This is a genomic window from Streptosporangium sp. NPDC000509, assembly GCF_042898365.1.
GTDB lineage: Bacteria > Actinomycetota > Actinomycetes > Streptosporangiales > Streptosporangiaceae > Streptosporangium.
Genome location: NZ_JBIAYX010000021.1, coordinates 26,959 through 43,400, shown reverse-complemented (window position 1 = coordinate 43,400; position 16,442 = coordinate 26,959). Strand labels below are relative to the sequence as shown.

15 protein-coding genes are annotated in these 16,442 nt (G+C 70.7%); 5 read left to right on the top strand and 10 right to left on the bottom strand.

The genetic code is table 11. The features are described from left to right. Nucleotides 1-37: 37 nt before the first annotated feature. The 3 genes from ACFY3D_RS32200 (at nucleotide 38) to ACFY3D_RS32190 (ending at nucleotide 3,605) form a co-directional block, all read left to right on the top strand. Entirely contained in the window at nucleotides 38-1,738 is a 1,701-nt protein-coding gene (locus tag ACFY3D_RS32200) for a GAF domain-containing protein (protein ID WP_389986476.1), read from the top strand. Nucleotides 1,739-1,869: 131 nt separating this feature from the next. Then, nucleotides 1,870-2,724 carry a universal stress protein gene (locus tag ACFY3D_RS32195; RefSeq protein ID WP_389986473.1) on the top strand — a complete coding sequence of 285 codons (855 nt, stop codon included), beginning with the start codon at nucleotides 1,870-1,872 and terminating at the stop codon, nucleotides 2,722-2,724. A gap of 326 nt (nucleotides 2,725-3,050) precedes the next feature. After that, complete coding sequence (locus ACFY3D_RS32190) at nucleotides 3,051-3,605, top strand: hypothetical protein (protein WP_389778299.1); 555 nt, start codon at nucleotides 3,051-3,053, stop codon at nucleotides 3,603-3,605. A 162-nt stretch (nucleotides 3,606-3,767) separates the two neighbouring features. On the opposite strand, the gene ACFY3D_RS32185 is transcribed toward ACFY3D_RS32190, so the two are convergent. The 8 genes from ACFY3D_RS32185 to ACFY3D_RS32150 all read right to left on the bottom strand — a co-directional run bounded on the left by ACFY3D_RS32185 (nucleotide 3,768) and on the right by ACFY3D_RS32150 (nucleotide 11,916). After that, nucleotides 3,768-4,667 (bottom strand): cation diffusion facilitator family transporter, encoded by a 900-nt coding sequence (locus ACFY3D_RS32185; protein WP_389986470.1) that lies wholly within the window; start codon nucleotides 4,665-4,667, stop codon nucleotides 3,768-3,770. Then, nucleotides 4,667-5,023: a metalloregulator ArsR/SmtB family transcription factor gene (locus tag ACFY3D_RS32180; RefSeq protein WP_350946151.1), complete on the bottom strand. Its 357-nt coding sequence runs from the start codon at nucleotides 5,021-5,023 to the stop codon at nucleotides 4,667-4,669. The genes ACFY3D_RS32185 and ACFY3D_RS32180 overlap by 1 nt, the downstream gene beginning before the upstream one ends. 131 nt (nucleotides 5,024-5,154) lie before the next feature. Continuing rightward, the gene (locus tag ACFY3D_RS32175; RefSeq protein WP_389986467.1) at nucleotides 5,155-6,228 is read right to left on the bottom strand and encodes a thiopeptide maturation pyridine synthase; all 1,074 of its coding nucleotides are present in this window, start codon (nucleotides 6,226-6,228) and stop codon (nucleotides 5,155-5,157) included. Beyond that, nucleotides 6,225-7,283 carry a lantibiotic dehydratase C-terminal domain-containing protein gene (locus ACFY3D_RS32170; protein ID WP_389986464.1) on the bottom strand — a complete coding sequence of 353 codons (1,059 nt, stop codon included), beginning with the start codon at nucleotides 7,281-7,283 and terminating at the stop codon, nucleotides 6,225-6,227. The genes ACFY3D_RS32175 and ACFY3D_RS32170 overlap by 4 nt, the downstream gene beginning before the upstream one ends. Further along, nucleotides 7,276-9,867: a lantibiotic dehydratase gene (locus ACFY3D_RS32165; protein ID WP_389986461.1), complete on the bottom strand. Its 2,592-nt coding sequence runs from the start codon at nucleotides 9,865-9,867 to the stop codon at nucleotides 7,276-7,278. Before ACFY3D_RS32165 ends, ACFY3D_RS32170 begins: the two co-directional genes overlap by 8 nt. 11 nt (nucleotides 9,868-9,878) lie before the next feature. Next, entirely contained in the window at nucleotides 9,879-10,037 is a 159-nt protein-coding gene (locus ACFY3D_RS32160; RefSeq protein ID WP_350946147.1) for a hypothetical protein, read from the bottom strand. Between the two features lie 509 nt (nucleotides 10,038-10,546). Continuing rightward, nucleotides 10,547-11,245, bottom strand: a complete 699-nt coding sequence (locus ACFY3D_RS32155; protein ID WP_389986458.1) for a CBS domain-containing protein — start codon at nucleotides 11,243-11,245, stop codon at nucleotides 10,547-10,549. Nucleotides 11,246-11,487: 242 nt separating this feature from the next. Continuing rightward, nucleotides 11,488-11,916 carry a pyridoxamine 5'-phosphate oxidase family protein gene (locus ACFY3D_RS32150; protein WP_389986455.1) on the bottom strand — a complete coding sequence of 143 codons (429 nt, stop codon included), beginning with the start codon at nucleotides 11,914-11,916 and terminating at the stop codon, nucleotides 11,488-11,490. Nucleotides 11,917-12,237: 321 nt separating this feature from the next. Between ACFY3D_RS32150 and ACFY3D_RS32145 the strand changes: the two genes are divergently transcribed. After that, nucleotides 12,238-12,906: a CBS domain-containing protein gene (locus ACFY3D_RS32145; protein WP_389986452.1), complete on the top strand. Its 669-nt coding sequence runs from the start codon at nucleotides 12,238-12,240 to the stop codon at nucleotides 12,904-12,906. 330 nt (nucleotides 12,907-13,236) lie between these two features. Here the strand turns inward: ACFY3D_RS32145 and ACFY3D_RS32140 are convergent, their stop codons facing one another. Continuing rightward, the gene (locus ACFY3D_RS32140) at nucleotides 13,237-14,106 is read right to left on the bottom strand and encodes a universal stress protein (protein ID WP_389986449.1); all 870 of its coding nucleotides are present in this window, start codon (nucleotides 14,104-14,106) and stop codon (nucleotides 13,237-13,239) included. 328 nt (nucleotides 14,107-14,434) lie between these two features. On the opposite strand from ACFY3D_RS32140, the gene ACFY3D_RS32135 reads away from it, so the two are divergent. Further along, the gene (locus ACFY3D_RS32135; protein WP_389986445.1) at nucleotides 14,435-15,322 is read left to right on the top strand and encodes a universal stress protein; all 888 of its coding nucleotides are present in this window, start codon (nucleotides 14,435-14,437) and stop codon (nucleotides 15,320-15,322) included. A 107-nt stretch (nucleotides 15,323-15,429) separates the two neighbouring features. Here the strand turns inward: ACFY3D_RS32135 and ACFY3D_RS32130 are convergent, their stop codons facing one another. Beyond that, entirely contained in the window at nucleotides 15,430-16,137 is a 708-nt protein-coding gene (locus tag ACFY3D_RS32130) for a CBS domain-containing protein (protein ID WP_389986442.1), read from the bottom strand. Between the last annotated feature and the right edge of the window lie 305 nt (nucleotides 16,138-16,442).

Here is a 16,442-nt window from a genome sequence, read left to right as displayed (position 1 = left end):
CTGTCTTGAGCGTTGCCCGGATGCGAGACTTCGCGCTATGACGGAAAAGGAGTCGCGTTCCCTGATCCCGCACATGCGGCTGGACGAGTTGCTGTCAGAGCTGCAGGGGCGCCTGGAGGCGGTGCTGGCGACCCGTGACCGGGTGCACGCGCTGCTCGAGGCCGTGGTCGCGGTGGGCAGCGACCTGGATCTGGAGACGGTGCTGCGCAGGATCGTGGAGACCGCCACCACCCTCGTCGACGCCACCTACGGCGCGCTGGGGGTGGCCGGCGAGCAGAACACACTCGTTCAGTTCGTCCCGGTGGGGCTGAGTGAGGAGGAGATCGCGCGGATCGAGCACTGGCCGCACGGGCTGGGCCTGCTCGGGTTGCTGATCAAGGAGCCGCAGGTCCTGCGGCTGGCCCACATCTCCGACCATCCCGCCTCCTACGGTTTCCCGCCCGGTCATCCGCCGATGGGGTCGTTTCTGGGGGTGCCGGTGCGGGTGCGTGAGGAGGTGTTCGGCAATCTCTATCTGACCGAGAAGCGTGGTGGGGGGGAGTTCGACGAGGAGGACGAGGCGATCGTGACGGCGTTGGCCACCGCCGCGGGGGTGGCGATCGAGAACGCTCGTCTGTATGAGGAGACGCGGCGCAGGGAGATGTGGTTGCAGGCGTCGGCGGAGGTGACCACCAGTCTGCTGTCGGGGGCGGAGCCGCGCGAGGTGCTCGGGCTGATCGCGCGGCGGGCGCGGGACCTGGCCGCCGCCGACATCACGATGATCATGCTTCCCGACGCGGACCGCGAGGTCCTGCGCGTGATGATCGCCGACGGCCCGGAGGCCGGCAGGCTCGACCGGGCCGGGGTGGACGTCACGGGTTCGCTCCCCGGCAGGGCGCTGCTGGGCGGCGAGCCGGTCATGGTCGCCGATCTCGGCGAGGCGGACCTGCCCGCGGCCCTCGTCCGGGATCTGACGGTGGGCCCCGCCGCCGCGGTGCCGCTGGGCGTGGCCGGGGTGGTGCGGGGAGTGCTGGTGCTGGGTAAGCGACCGGGCCGCATCCCGTTCAGCGGCAGCGAGCTGCGGGCACTGCACTCCTTCGCCGGGCAGGCGGCGGTCGCGCTGGAACTGGCCGAGGCCCGTCAGGACGCCGAGCGGCTGGGACTGCTGGAAGACCGCGACCGGATCGCCAAGGACCTGCACGACGTCGTCATCCAGCGGCTCTTCGCCATCGCGATGACCCTGATGAGCATCGTGCGTCTCGTCGAGCATCCGGAGGCCTCCGAGCGGCTCCAGCACGGGATCAACGAGCTGGACGAGACCATCCGGCAGATCCGCTCGACCATCTTCGCCCTGCAGACTCCCCGCGATGCCGACGAGCCCAGCCTGCGCGCGCGGATCGTGGAACTGGTCGAGGGCGCGCGCGGGCACCTGGGCTTCATGCCCGGCCTGCGGATGGAAGGACAGCTCGACCACAAGGTGCCCGCCCCGGTCGCCGAGCACCTGCTGGCCGTCCTGCGCGAGGCGCTGTCCAACATCGTGCGCCACGCCAAGGCTTCCAAGGCCGACGTCTTCGCCGAGGCGGCCGACGACCGGCTCACCCTCACCGTCACCGACAACGGCGTCGGCCTGCCCGGCGAGGGCAAACGCAGCGGCCTGCGCAACATGCAGGAACGCGCCACGGCGCTCGGCGGCTCCTTCGAGGTCGACTCCTCCCCGCGGGAGGGGACCCGGCTGACCTGGCACGTCCCCCTCACCTGACGGCGGGACGGCACCGGGGCCTCGGACACGGTGACGGAGGCTCCTCGGCCAAGGGATCTTTACCGCCGTCGCGGGCCGGTCGCCCGCCGGTGTGACGGCGCCTTGGGCACCATGGGGAGGGGGAGGACGTCATGATCGTAGTAGGAGTCGACGGTTCGCCGGCCGCGCTCGCGGCCGCGGGATGGGCGGCGCGGGAGGCCGCAGCGCGCGGTGGCACGCTGAGCGTCGTGCACGCCATGCCCGCCTGGCCCTTGGAGATCTCGGAAAAAGACCGTTACGCCGATGTGGGCCGCTGGATGCGCGAAGGGGCCACGTCCATGCTGGACGCGGCGGTGGAACGCGTCCGGCAGGAGGATCCACGCGTCGTGGCGGAGCCGCGGCTGCTGGGCGGCGACCCGCGCGCCATCCTGATCGAGGCCGCCGCGGACGCGGAGCTACTGGTGGTCGGCAACCACGGGCTGGGTGGTTTCGCGGGGATGCTGCTCGGTTCGGTCGCGCTGGGGGTCGTCGGGCGGGCCGCCTGCCCGGTGGCCGTCATCCGCGCTCCGTCCGCCTGGCCCGCCGGGGAGGTGGTCGTCGGTGTCGACGGTTCGAAGGCGGGCACGGGCGCCCTGGGCTTCGCCTTCTTCGAGGCGTCCCTGCGCGGCGTCGGCCTGCGGGCGGTGCACGCCTGGAGCCGTCCGGTCGTCGGGGGCGGTCCCTTCGCGGAGGATACCGCCGAGGTCGAACGTCGTCTGCTGGCCGAGGCCCTCGCCGGCTGGAGCGAGCGTTATCCCGACGTCAAGGTCACCGAGCAGCTCGAAGACGGTCACCCGGTGCGCGTCCTGGCCGAGGTCTCGGCCCGTTCCGGCCTGCTGGTCGTCGGCTCACGTGGTCGCGGCGAGCTGACCGGCCTGTTGCTGGGGTCGGTGAGCCACTCGCTGCTGCACCACGCCGGCTGCCCCCTGGTCGTCACCCCCGCTCCGGCCTCTCCCGGCTCCTCCTGACCGGCCCCTCCCGCGACCGGTGCCCCCTTCGAGCGGCAGCGGTCGGAGAGCGGTATGGCCGAAGGCGGTGCGTGTCGCCGCCGTCGCCGATCCGTGAACGTCGGCGGCTTCGCCGGCGTTCGCAGGCGTGCCGTCCTCTTCCCGACGGTGAGACTCCCCGTTCCCGTCGTGCGCGGTGTGACAGGGCCGAAGGTCCCGCGCCGAGGGGACGTTCGAGAGCGTGACGCGGTCCGTACGGCACTGTGGCCGGGCTCGGGGAAACGGTGTGATGAGTACGTCACGAAGACCGCCGAACATCACGCGACACCACGAAAAGGGGAGCCGTCATGGCCACCACTCACAGGCACGACGTTCACACCGGGCCGGTCATGGACACCGTCCCCGCGCCGGCCGCCAGGCGTCCGGTCGACTACGTCTGGGCGATCGCCCGGATCAGCCTGGGCTGGATCTTCCTGTGGGCGTTCCTGGACAAGACCTTCGGCTGGGGGTTCGCCACCCCCGCCGAGCGCGCCTGGATCAACGGCGGCAGCCCCACCACCGGCTTCCTCAAGGGCACCGGCGAGAACGCCCTGGGCGGGGTGTTCGGCGGCCTGGCCGGACAGGCGTGGGTGGACTGGCTGTTCATGCTCGGCCTGCTGGGCGTCGGTGCCGCCCTCCTGCTGGGCGCGGGCCTGCGCGTCGCCGCCGTGGCGGGCGGCCTGATGATGGTCCTGATGTGGGCCGCCGAACTCCCTCTGCAGACCAACCCCTTCATGGACGACCACCTCGTCTACGCCGTCGTGCTGACCGGCCTGGCCCTGAGCGGCGCCGGCACCACCTGGGGCCTGGGCACCTGGTGGGCCGCCACCCCCCTGGTGCGTCGCTACCCCGTCCTTCGATAACCGTCCCCCGGACACATCCGTCCTCCGAACACCACCCCCGGATCACCCAAGGCTCGCCCCCCCCGTACGGGGAGCGGGCCTTCTCGTGCCGGCCCGGGGTGGTCCGGACGTCCTCCACCGTGCCGACACCGTCGCCGGGTGAGCGCGGCGACGGTGAGGTTGTCACCAGCCCAGCTCGTCGCAGCCCAGGTGGTCGGCCGGTTCGACCTGCAAGGTTGCGTGGGCCACGTTGTGGCGCCTGAGCAGCAGGTCGCGGGCCTGGTCCAGGACGGCGTGGCTGTCGGCGCCGTCGGAGGTGACCAGGTGGGCGGTGGCGACGTTCATGCCGGAGGTCAACGTCCACAGGTGCAGGTCGTGGACGTCGCGCACGCCCTCGACGGACTCCAGGTCCCTGGCGACGGCGGAGGCGTCCATCCCGGCCGGTACGTGCTGGCCAAGGACCGCGAACACCTGCCGCCCGAGCGAGGTGGCGCGCACCGCGACGAAGACACCGATGGCGAGTGCGATCAGCGTGTCCCAGACCGGCTGGCCGGTCGTCGCGACCAGCCATCCGGCGACGATGACACCGACCGACCCGGCGGTGTCGGCCACCACCTCGTAGTAGGCGCCCTTGACGTTCAGGCTCTCGGCCGCGCCCGCGCGCAGCAGCAGCAACACGATCACGTTGATCACCAGGCCGATGGCTCCCACGATGAGCATCGGGCCGAAGGAGACCTCGGCGGTGGTGCCGATGCGGTCCACCGCCTCGGCCACCACGTACACCGCCACGCCGAGCATCAGCAGCACGGCCAGCAGGGAGGCGAACACCTCCGCGCGGTAGGAGCCGTAGCTACGGCGCCCCGTGGTGTCGGGACGGGTGGCGATGCGGGTGGCCACGAGGGCGGCGCCCAGGGTCACCACGTCGGCGGCCATGTGCCCGGCGTCCGACAGCAGTGCCAGCGAGCCCGACAGCAGCCCGTAGACCAGCTCGACCACGAAGAAGGAGCCGATCAGGGCGAAGGAGACCGCGAGCCGCCATCGGTGCCGGCCCGCCGCGTGCCCGTGGCCGTGCCCGGTGCCCATCAGCGGGTTCCGTCACGTTCGGGGTGGATGGCCTGGGTGTGCTCGGTGTGGGCGAGCGCGAGGTCGAGCAGCATCCGCACGTGCGCGTCCTCCAGCCGGTAGAAGGCCATCCGGCCGGCCCGGCGAGCCGTCACGACGCGGTGCGCCCGCAGCAGCCGCAACGCGTGGGAGACCGCCGACTCGCTCTGGCCGCTCACCGCCGCCAGATCGCACACGCACATCTCGCCCTCCAGCAGAGCGAGCAGCAACCGCAGGCGGCCGGGATCGGACAGCAGTCCGAACACCTCGGCGGTGTCGGTCAGATCCTGCGCGGCGGGCATCCGCTCACGCACCACCGCCACCCGCGGCGCGTCCACGATCCGGGCTGTACACCCATCTATCGCCACAAATCGCTCATCTGAAGAACTATTCATATATAAAGATTAGCGTTCACCGGAGGCGGCCTGTCAAGCGACGCCGTGCCCGGTCCTGTCCGGCGGACGGTGGCTCAGCCGCTGAGCAGGTACTCGCGGGCCTTCTCCAGCGGGGAGACGCCGTACTCCTCCTCCACCGCAGAAGCGATCAGATGGCAGAACAGGTGCCGCTGGATCGGGGTGACGCCGAGCCGGGCCAGGTGGGCGTAGAGCATGTTGACCACGAGGCGGTGGGCGAGGAACCAGTCCGACTCGAGGATCTCGGTGCGGTGCCGGTCGGTGGACATGAGCACGTCGAAATAGTCGACCCGGTGGCGCTGGAGCACCGGCTGCTCGGAGGCGTCCAGATCGATCTCCTTACGGGCCAGCAGCGGCAGGGCGATCTCCTTGTGGCGCTGGGTGAAGGCGATCCAGTCGCGTACATGCGGCGCCGGGTCGCCCGCGTCGATCGACGCGACCACGTCGACCACCGTCGCGCGCATCTGCCCGGCGTTCTCGCGGTACCTGGCCTCGAACGCGGCCATGACCGCGTCCCGGTCCTCACAGCACGAGGTGGCCGCCGCGACGTGCGAGCGGTACGACATGTAACCGCGGCTGACCGGAGGGACGCTCACGTGCGCCACGGCGACCATGAGGTCGATGGCGACCGCGAACAGCGCGAGCTCACCCCGGCGGACCCGGTCCAGCGTGCCGAAGACGAGCCGGGTGCTCTCCGCGGCGGACACGTCGATCAGGTCCGCCAGCGACCGGCCGCCGAAGACGCGCAACCGGTCGTCGTACGGCTCGGTCTGCAGGGAGTTGTCCGGATACCACGGCAGCAGCGGCCCGGTCTCGTGCTCCCGTACGGCGAGCAGGCGGTGGGCGGCGAGATGCTCGTGCTCGTCGAGGCGGGTGGTGGAGGGATGCTCACGCAGATAACCGGTGATCGCCTCGGTCGCGACGGGGAGGATCTCGCGTTCCCAGTCTCGCGGGGTCGCGCGGAAGTTGAGCCGCAGGTGCGGTCCCCGGCGCCAGTGGCGGACGAGGTAGGGCTGCCGGATGAGGCCGTCCAGGCGCTGGAACAGCGGGCGGACGCAGTCCAGGATCAGCGCGTCCTTGTCCTGGTCGTAGTAGCGGATCTGGATGCCGTGCCAGGGGAGGTCGCTCATGAGGTTTCCTCGCATCGTGCAAACCCCTCCAGGGTGACTGCGGTCAGGTAGCGCAGGTGCGCCTCTTCGGCGATCGACAGGCCGAGACGGTTGCAGAACAGGTGGACGCATCGGTCCAGCACGCTCAGGACGTCGTGGCGGTCCGCGTCCGCCGGGGCGTCGACGGCGCCGGAAGTACGGAACGCCGTGCGGGCGCGGACCGGGGAGAAGCGCCCGGCCCGCTGGAGCGCGACAAGGCGCCGGTGCAGGGTGTCGACCGAGCGCCACCAGGCGCCGGGCGAGCCGTACGCGTCGCCGGTGTCGGGGACGCCGCCGGAAGACGGCCCGCCGGCGGAGCGGCCGGCCGTGACGTGGTTCCGGGAGGAGACGGCGCGGGCGGCGATGAGCCGGCACCTCTCCGCCTGTTCGGTGAGGGCTTCGCGCTGCTTGGTGAAGATCTCCACCTGCCGGGCACGGGCCGGTGCCGGATCCCATCGGTCACGCTCTCCGGCCAGCAGGAGGCCCAGGCGGCGGGGGTCGGGTTCCCAGGCGATGAGGGTGAGCATCATCGAGGCGAGGGCGTGGCCCAGCCGCCGGCGGTGGTCGTGCTCGCCGCGCAGGATCGCGAGCGCGATCCGGCTGGAGTCGGTGAAGTGCCGCTCGACGGCGGTGATCGCCTCCGGCCCGCCGAACGTCGCGTACTCGGGCCGGTAGGCGACGGCCTCCACGTGGTCGTCGGGCCGCAGTCGCTTGTCGTAGGTGTCCATGCCCTCCCGCCCGGCGAACTCCCGGGCGAGCAGCGTGTAGCCCTCGCGGTCCCACGGAGCCGTCGTCGGATGCGCCGCGAGGTGCTCTCGCAGCACGGCTGTGGCGTGTTTCTCGATCGTCGTCGCGTCGCCGGGGACGCGCGGCAGCAGGCGGAGCCGCAGATGCGGGCCGCCCTCCCAGTACCGCAGGAAGAAGAACCGGTCGAGCCGTTCGTCCAGCTCCCGCACCAGCCCGTCGACGGCCGTGCGGAGCAGCAGGTCGGTGTCGGTCCGGTGGAAGGCGTGCAGGGAGATCCAGCGGTCAGGCATGGCCCACCTCGACCACGTACTCGCTCACATGGCGGCGGTGATCGGGGTGGTCGCCGCCGCCTCCGAGGTCGGCCGCCGTATCGAGGTCCGGGAGCGGCTCACGAAAGACGACCATCGATCCGCTCGCGTCCAGCCCTCGGTCGAACAGCGCGACCAGCGCCGGATCGGCCAGATCGAGATAGGTCGGCTTGGCGAGCCGCCCCAGGCGCAGCCTGTCGCGGACCGGCGCGCCGGGATCGGCCGAGGAGACGAAACAACGTTCCGGCAGGGCGTGCTCGGCGAACCAGGCCGCGAGCGCGAGCAGATGCGCCGCGGCGGAGTCACCCCTGCCTCGGCGCGGGATCTCGCGCACCGGGACGTACCAGGCGGCACGGGCCACGGTGACCCGGCCGACCGACACCCGGGCCGTACGCTCGACGCGGGCCGGCACCGACTCCGGCGGCCGGGAGAAGATCGACTCCAGCCCCATCACCGGGCTGGGCATGTCGCCGAAGAGCTGGAGCAGGAGGCGTGCCGTACGCGGCAGCAGCATGGGCGCGACCATCCCGGTGTACACCGGCAGGAGCGGGGTGTCGTGCCCGGCGCGCGCCAGAACGAGACCGCCGGCGCCGGGCTCGTGCCGGACGGCGAGGTCACGCAGGTCGAACACGGCCGGGCCGCTCGGGACCACACCCGGATAGCCGATCTCCTGGGCCGCCACCGTGGAACGCAGGTTGACGTTGCTGCCGAACAGCCCGGTGATCTCCACCGGCACGCCGCGTTCCGTCCCGAGCGGGCGGTTCTCACCGGCGGGAACCCCGGCGACCCGCAGCAGGCGGTGCACGCGGCTGCGCATCGCGCCGTGCCCCGGGCCGAGCCCGTTGAGCACCAGCCGAACCGGCGTCTCCTCCGGCGGGCCGATCGTCTGCACGAAGCACGACAGCGACCCCACGGGACGGACGAACGCGGGACGGCCGGCGGTAAGACCGGCCAGCACCGCCGGATCGACGGTGAGCGGGTCCGGTGTCTGCGGCAGCAGCCCGCGCACCGCGGCCAGCGCCGCCGCGCGGGCGTCTCGAAGCTCGTCGAGCCGGGGCACGGCGGGCGTCAGGCCTTCCGGGGGCCGCTCCTGCCACGGATACATGAGCGCGTGCAGCTCACCGGCGAGGGTGCCGGGTGCGGCCCGACGGGTTCGCTCGGCGAGCGTTCGGTGGAACCGGCCGAACGGCACCCGCGCGCCGACGCCGAACCACCGCGCGAACAGGTCGGCGGCGAGCAGCCGGGCGACGCCGTCCCGATCGAAGACCGCGGCGAAGTCGGTGATCGTGTGCAGGTCGCCCAGGGCGGGACGCCAGGCGGTCAGGCCCAGCCGAGGTCCGGGCGTGGTGAGCACCGCGTTCTCGTGGAAGAGGTTGCGGTCCGGCAGGCGATCGGCGTCGTCTTCGGCCAGCCGGATGAACGCCGAGCGCACCTTCCGTCGCAGCGCCTCGCGTTCCGACACGCGGGCCGCCTCCGGGTAACGGGCGAGCGCCTCCTGCGCGGCGGCGAGCGCCTTGCCCGCGGGATGCGTGCCGAGCCGATCGGTCAGGTCGGCGAGGTGCGCCGCGGCCTGGTCGGCGACCGGGGGATGGAGTTCCAGCGCTCCCAGGTCGAGCAGCCGGCCGAGCGCGCCACCGGCCCCGGTACGGAGATCGCCGTACGGCGGGCGCAGCAGCCGCCGGAGCGGTTCGGAGGCGGCGATGCCGTTGTAGGCGTCCTCCTGGCCGGTCACGTACCACAGGCGGCCGTCGTCCTCGTCGAGGCTCGGGTTGGGCCTGATCTCGAAGAGGTCCGCGAGGCCGTCGTCGGCGCGGGCCAGGTCGGTGAGCAGCCGCAGCAGCAGGGGGACGTTCGGCTCGACCGCGCTGCGCCACGCCCACGGCCCGTCCCAGCGGACCGGCTCGCCGTCGTCGCTCCACCGTCCGAGAGCCGCCATCATGAAGGTCGCGTGCGGGCTCGTCTTCGCCACGACGCGGGCCAGGTAGCGGGTGAGGCGGAGCGCGACCTGGCGCGGCGGGGCGGTGCCGGGCGGCGCGGCCAGCCACCGGTGCAGCGCGGCGGATATCGCCGGTCCCGCCTGGAGCACGCCATGGCCGAAGGCGTCGGTGCCGACCCATCGGCGCAGCACCTCGTAGGTGTCCCGGCGCTCCTGATCGAGCTCCTCCGGCAGCCGCCGGACGAGCGCGTCGTGCCGGTCGAGGTCCGCGATCCAGTCCGCGACGCGCGGAGCGAGGCCGGAACCGACCTCCACCGGCCAGGCGCGGCCCGCCGGGCGTCTCGCGTTGTACAGCGCCCGGCGCAACGCCACCAGCGCCGGCCGCCGCGGACCTGGTCCGACCGCTCCGATCACCGGCTCCAGCTCGTCCGCGAGCCGCCGGCCCTCGTCGGCCAGCCGGCGACGAATCGCCAGGATTTCCTGGACGCTCCGCCAGGTGGCCGTGCACCTCAGCTCCGCGAGTGCCGCCACCGGCAGCGCGGCGATTCTGGCGACCACGGTCGCGTCCACCGTGCGATGAGCCGCGTCGATCTCGACGCGTCCCGGCAGGCCACGACGCGTCGAGACCATGTGCGGGGAACCTAGATGAGCCAGCTCGTGCGCCCGGTGAGACCCGAGGCGCCCACTTCGGTGTTACCGAGACCCATGCCCAGGGCCTTCACGAGATCCTCGCCGGGGAGCTCGACCGTCATCACGTCGAGCGCCTCCAGATCGAGGTGGAGTGGTTCGTTCGTCGCCATCTGCACTCCCATTCCTGCCCGCCGGAGCGGGCTGTGTCGGTGACGATCGTTATCGTAGGCACGGTCGACTGTCTCGTCATCCGGCAGTGGGAGAAATAAATGAGCGGGGGGCGCGAGAGTCGAATATCAATCGACTCTCGATGCCGTGGCGATGAGTGTCGTCACCTTTTCCACCAGCAAGGTGTCACCGTCAGCAAGATCACAGAACCATTCGGTGCCACGATGGTAAGAGATTGCTGTCTGTCGAAATAAAGGTCTTCGTCGGTGTCGATAGCGGGTTTTCGGGCGGGCGGGAGAACGGTTCTTTATTGAGCGTCCTAAGGACGGTGTGATTAACGGTGAGTCATCGCGCGTTACGTTCTTGTTTCGCTGCCGCGCGGTCGTGGGATCGCGAAGCCGAATCGCGTGGCGTCGCGCTTTCCGGCGATCGGATCGCGTTCTTCTTCCAGGATCGCTCGCCGCTCGGAAGGATCCCGGCCCGGACGCGTGAGGGGTGGGGAGTGGCCGGTTCAGCCTCCGCTCCAGGTGTCGTCGTCCTGGATCCAGCGCACCTCGTTCACCACGTCGACGACGCCGTTGACGCGGCCGATCACCCGGGCCGCTATCTCGGCTTCGCTGCGACGTTCCATGGTGCCCGTCAGGGTGACGACACCGTGGTCGACCCGGACGTTGACCTGCGCGGTCTCCATGCGCAGGGAGCGGCCGAGGACCTCCTCGCGCACCTCGTCGGCGATGTCGGAGTCGGGCCGGACGAAAATCCTGATCAGGTCGCGGCGGCTGACGATGCCCACCAGGCGGCCATCCTGGTCGACGACGGGGAGCCGCTTGATGCCGTGCGCCTCCATGAGCCTGGCGGCGCCGACCGTCGGCGTCTTTCCGGTGACGGTGATCGCGGGGGAGGACATCAGTTCGGCGGCGACGTCGCCTCGCGCCCTGGCCTTCGGGGCGCGGACCTCCTGGTTCAGCCGGTGCCGCAGCCGGGCGCGCAGCGGCGGCTGGTAGCCCTCGCGGTAATACTGTTCCCGGAACTCCTCCTTGGCGAGCAGGTCCGCCTCGGAGACGACGCCGATGACACGGCCGTCCCCGTCCACGACGGGGACGGCGCTCACCGCGCACGCGATGAGCGTCTCGGCGATGTCCTTGAACGGGGTGTCGGCGGTGACCAGCGCCACGTTCCTGGTCATGACGTTCTCTACCTTGGTGCGCATGGCATGTTCTCCACCCGTGATGATGCGGGCCCACTCGCCCGGCTCGAAGGTCCGCCGGGCGGACCTTCGAGCCGGGCGGAGTTCTCCGGGAACGGTCTCTTCCACTTCCTGCGGATGAGTGTGGTCATCTGCCCGGCTCTTCTCATCCCCATCTCACCCCCGTCGGGGAACCGTATGCAGGGCCGGAGGTCCCTGGCCGGCTGCCACCGGACGCGGCCCGTGGGCGTGCCGGAAACGGGCTGTCAGGTCTCCCGCTCGTCATGCCTGGACGAGAGGCGGCGGCCGGTGATCTGTTCGGCGCGTACCACGATGTAGTGGTCACGGTTGGCGGGCGCCCAGGTGCGCAGGGGGAGTGCGGACAGGCGCTTGATCTCGTTCGGTTCGCGTACGGCGCGTGCGGGGCCCACGGCGGTGACCGACCAGCCGGTGCGGGCGGTGAGGTCGAACTCGTCGGCCTCGAAGGCGACGATCGCGTCGCTGGCCGCGGCGGCGAGCTTGGACCCGAAACCCGTGCGGATCACGATGTTCTCGCCGTCGAGCACGAAGTTGACCGGTTGCACCGCGGGCAGGGCCCGGTCGGTGAACACGATGCGCCCGATCGAGGCCGACGCCAGGAGCGTGACGCACTCCTGGCGCGAGAGGATCTGCAGACCTGCCGAGTCGAGCTTCATGCCCCTAAGGCTGCCCGGTCGCTCTCCGGCGACGTTAGGGGCGAAAGTCCCCTTCATCACCGACGATCTGCCCTCGGGCCGGGCGCCGACGGGACGTCGACGGGACATTGATCGATGACGCGTGCCGGATCCGGGACGAAAGACTCTGCCCTCACGCGGTGAGATCGGGACCTGTGGCCCTGGAGCGGACCGCCCGGAGGGAGGTCTGATGGGGGAGAGGACGGAGGACACCACGCGCGTCGCGATGTGGGGGTCGTCCACTCCGGGCGGCGCCCGGAGGCCGGGAACATCCGTGAGGACTCGCAGGAATTGGGGAAGAAAATGTCGATCACCGTGAGTGACGTGATGGGCCGCACCGCCATCGCCGTGCGGCAGGACGCGGGTTTCGCCGACATCGTGGCCGTGATGCGACGCTTCGCCGTGGGCGCGGTGACGGTCGTGGACGTGGAGCGCCGTCCGGTCGGGGTGGTCTCGCAGGACGATCTGCTGCTCAAGGAGAGTGACGCGGTGCGCCACAGCATCTCCATCTTCGAGAGCGCCGCTCGCCGGCGCGAGCACGAGAAGGCCGCGGCGGTCGTGGCCAAGGACCTGATGACCTCGCCCGCGATCACCGTTACGCCGGGCATGCCCGTCAGGGAGGCGGCGCGACTCATGCACGACAAGAGGATCCAGCAGCTTCCGGTGATCGACCCGGTGACCGGCCGCCTCGCCGGCATCCTGCACCGGGCGAACCTGTTGCGCGTCTTCGACCGCGCCGAGGCCGAACTGCGCGCCGAGGCCGAAGCCGTCGCCCGCGACCTGAACACCACCGCTTCGGAGGTGGTGATCGGTGTCGAGAACGGTGTGGTGACGCTCGACGGCAAGGTCGAACGCCGCTCACAGGTCGTCCAGCTCGTCGAGGCGATCCGCCGGCTCGAAGGCGTCGTCGACGTCACCTCACGGCTTGAGCACGGTGACGACGACCTGCTCGTCCTCCCGCCCCTGCTGTAGGCCGGCGCACCATCGGGATCATCGCCGGACGCGGTGGGCATGACGGTGGGCATGCGCTGTGCCGCCGGTCCGGTGGTGGTGGCGCGTGCTCGAAAGGTTCGACGGGGATGTGAAAGACATTACTGATCTACTTTGTAAAGGTGCTGACTAGTTCAAAACAGACAAACAGGACAAAAGGACTAAAGGCAGCATTGAACAACAAGGGCGTGTCAGGTCCGGCGTGCGCTACGGGAAGGCGGGCCGTCGTTCGCTCATAAGGTGCCCAATGTCGCCACACGTGCCTTTCTCCCGGCCTGGCAGCTGGCGCCACGGTGTCTGTGCCGGGAGGGCTCAACTCCGATGGTCGTGCGCGGGGTGATGGACGGCGACGGACGCCCGAGCGTGGTGGAGCAGGGCGCGTACGGTCGAGCTGAGGAACATCGCCCGGCCGCGGGCGCCCACGACGACCAGTTCAGCGGTCTCGGAGGCGTCGATGAGCGCCTTGGCCGGATGCTTGTGCACGACCTGCTCGATGAGGGGCACGTCGGGGAACCTCTCCCGCCGGCCGCCGAGCGACTCGGCCAGCAGGCGGGCCTCCTCGTCACCGACCTCTTCGACATCGTAGACGAGTGGCTGCATGTCGCCGGGTGCTCTGCTGGCCGGGTGGGTCCAGGCGTGGAGCGCTCGCAGTGGGCGCCGGTGCAGGGCCGCCTCGCCGAAGGCGAACTCCAGGACGGGCTCCTGGTCGGGACGTCCGGTGACGCCGACGACGATCTCGCTGCCCTGGGTGGTGTGCGGCTGATTGACGATCACTACCGGGCACGGGGATCGGGCTGCCAGGTCGTGGCTGACCGAGCCCAGTAGCAGGCCGGCGAATCCGCCCAGGCCCCGATGGCCGACGACGACCAGCTGTGCGCTCTCGGCCACGGCGGCGATCGCCTCCGCGGCGTTTCCGTCGAGGATCTCGGTGGTGACCTTCGGCGCGGGGTCGTGGGAGCGGACCTGTTCGGCTGCCCGGTGAAGGAGTTCCTCGCAGGCGGCTTCCTCGGCGGGGCCCCAGTGGCCGGGCTGGGGGACGAGCGGGACGTCGTAGGCCCAGCGCAGGGCGGCGTGGACGACGCGCAACGGCGCCTTTCTCAGGGTCGCCTCCCGCGTTGCCCAGGTCAGGGCCTGTAGCGAGGGCGTCGAGCCGTCGACGCCGACGACGATGGGTGCTGTCATGGTGACCGCCCTCGGTGCGTTCAGGGGCCGATGCTCTGATCCCGGTGGCCGGGCCCGAGATCCGGCGGATTCTCGCGTGTGCCGCTGGCTTGTCTCATTCTTCGTGGCTCCGTCGTTCGCCGGGTAGGGACAAAGGTCCCCAGGGTTTCCTCGGGGGCCGCCTCGTCGCCCGCCGGGTGAGGGCGGGGGGAGGATCAGGGTTCGTCGCCTGGGTTTCGCGGGTGGGTCCCGTGAGGTGAGCAGGGCGGAAGGTCCCATCGTGGTGGGACCTTCCGCCCTGCTCTTCTGCGTATGCCCTGGCGAGCATGGAGAGGGAGGGGAGAGCGCGATGAGCGATATTCGTGAGGTTGTCGTCGGCTATGACGGTTCCGACTTCTCCATGCAGGCCCTGGAGTGGGCGATGGACGAGGCCGAGCTCGGGGGGTTGCCGCTGAAGGTGGCTCACACGTGGCGGTGGCCGTACGGGGAGGCCGATGAGGATGCCAGGCTTCATCTGCGTAACGCCGCCGAGCATGTGCTGTATCACGGGGCCGACTGCGCTCGCGCGTGTAGCACGCTGACCGATGTCAGGACGGATCTGTATGAGGGCGCGGCCGCCGAACGGCTGGTCGAGCTGTCGGAGCGCGCGGCGATGATCGTCGTGGGTTCTCGGGGCATGGGCACCCTGGCCAGGACCATTCTGGGGTCGGTCGCCGGGTATGTGGCGGCTCATGCGGGGTGTCCGGTGATCGTGGTGCGCGGGCCCGGGCCGATCCCGGTGCCGAGGGAGCGCGGTGCCGTGGCTCTGGGGATGAGCGGCGACACCCCTGACGGGGTGATCGAGTTCGCTTTTCGTGAGGCCGCCCTGAGGCGGTTGGAGCTGACGGCGGTGCATGCCGGGCGCCTGCAGCCGTTGGTGCACGACACGCGGGTCGCGATGCACGCGGCGGAGGACGGCATGCTGGAGCGGCTGGGGCCATGGCGGATCGCCTACCCCGGGGTGTCGGTCCGTGCCTGTTTCGCCGCGACGTCCGCGAAGGACCTGCTGGAGGACGTGTCCAGGGAGGCGAGTCTGGTGGTGGTCGGCGGAGTGCGTGATCACGGCAGGCTCGGCTCGACTTCCAGGTCGGTTCTTCAGCACGGCTTCTGCCCCGTGGCGGTCGTTCCCGCGGGCTGGGAGAGTCCGCCGCGGAGTGAGCCCGCTCTGTCGGGTTTCGACACCTCCGGTGACCTTTGAGGTCTCTTCGGGCATTCGGCGGGGCCGATGGGGTGAAAGGCCTCGGGTCTTCGAAGCCGTCTGGATCACGGTCGAGGGGCTGAAGGACCCGGGGAGAGGTGAATTTTTTACCTTCGGTGTCTTGTCCGGGCTGGGACGTCGTCGACGTCCCACTCCAGGTTGTCGATCACGTCGACGACTCCGTTCACCCGCTGGGTTATCCGTACCGCGAGTTGGGCGTCCTCACGTCGGTGCATGTGGCCGCTCAGGGTGACGACGCCGTGTGCGACGGTGGCGGTGGCGGTGTTGGGGGCGGCCCACAGGGAGTGTCCGAGAATGTTCTCCTCCACCTCGCGGGCGATGTCGGCGTCACCGCGGACGAAGACCTTGAGCAGGTCGTGGCGGCTGACGATGCCCTGGAGCGATCCGTCGGCATCCACTACCGGCAGTCTTTTGACGCCGTGTTCGATCATGAGGCGTATGGCGGACACGACGGAGGCGTGCTGCTGGACCGTGATCGCGGGGGCGGTCATCAGGTCGGCGGCGGTGTCGCCGCGGGCTTTGACGCGGCCGTCGCCGCCCTTCTGGCCCAGGCGGTGGAGCAGCCGGACGCGTAGCGGCGGATGGTAGTCCTCGCGGTAGTAGCGCTCCTTGAAGCCTTCCTTGTGGAGGAGATCCTCTTCGGAGACGATGCCGATGACGTGCCCTTCGTCGTCGACGACGGGGAGCGCGCTCACCGTGTGGGTGATGAGCGCCTCGGCGACGTCCTTGAACGGGGCGTCGCCCCTGACCGACATCACCTTCGTGGTCATGACGTCTTTGACCGTGGCGTACATCGGCGACCTCCTCCTGGACGCGGGTCCTTCGTGGGTGTGGCGGCCCCGCACGGATCGAGGGTGGCTCGCCGCTGCCCGCCGGGTTCCCGGATCTCCATCTCACCGCCGGCAGGGCTGTCCGGGCAGGGGCCACAGGTCCTCGATGTGGAGGTCTTTCGGCCACCGGGTGGCAGGATTCCCGAGCCGGTCGGCGAGGTCGCGTCTCGTCGGTCAGGTGTTCGTCATCGGGGGGTAAACGATGGCCGGAAGAGTGGATACGGCCTCCTTGGCGGGCGGGTGTCCGCGTGCCCGGGTGCGAAACTTGG